This window comes from Tolypothrix sp. VBCCA 56010, assembly GCF_050875635.1.
In the GTDB taxonomy this organism is placed as follows: Bacteria; Cyanobacteriota; Cyanobacteriia; order Cyanobacteriales; family Nostocaceae; genus Hassallia.
Genome location: NZ_JBPAOH010000449.1, coordinates 1 through 409 on the forward strand (window position 1 = coordinate 1; position 409 = coordinate 409).

Sequence of the window (409 nt, forward strand, 5' to 3'; positions counted from 1 at the left end):
CTGCATCAGGAAACACTTGGCTACTCAAAGCTGTGTTGTTGCCATTTATAGAAATATCATCCGACGCTGCGATCGCGATATTACCTGCATTTCCCTGTCCAAAGGTATGGGCAATTAAGTTAGCACCACCAGATATCATCACTTTTGGTGCATTCAAGTTAATCGTGCCACCGTTACCTGTAGCATCCTTTAATGATTGGCTACTACCTAAAATTGTGTTGTTGCCATTTATTGAGATGTCATCAGTAGCGGTAATTGCGATACTGCCTGCATTTCCCTGTCCAAAAGTGTTTGCTGTCATGGTCGCACCATCAGATACCGTCACTTTGGCAGCATTAATGGCAATTTTGCTACCGTCACCTCTGCCCTGTGAGTCGGCTATGATTGCGGCACTATCTGATATTCTTAC

General features: G+C 44.3%; 1 pseudogene. It reads right to left on the reverse strand.

The annotated features are described in order from the left end of the window. Positions 1 to 301: pseudogene (locus AABK37_RS41950) on the reverse strand (hypothetical protein); the annotation flags it as partial. Between the last annotated feature and the right edge of the window lie 108 nt (positions 302 to 409).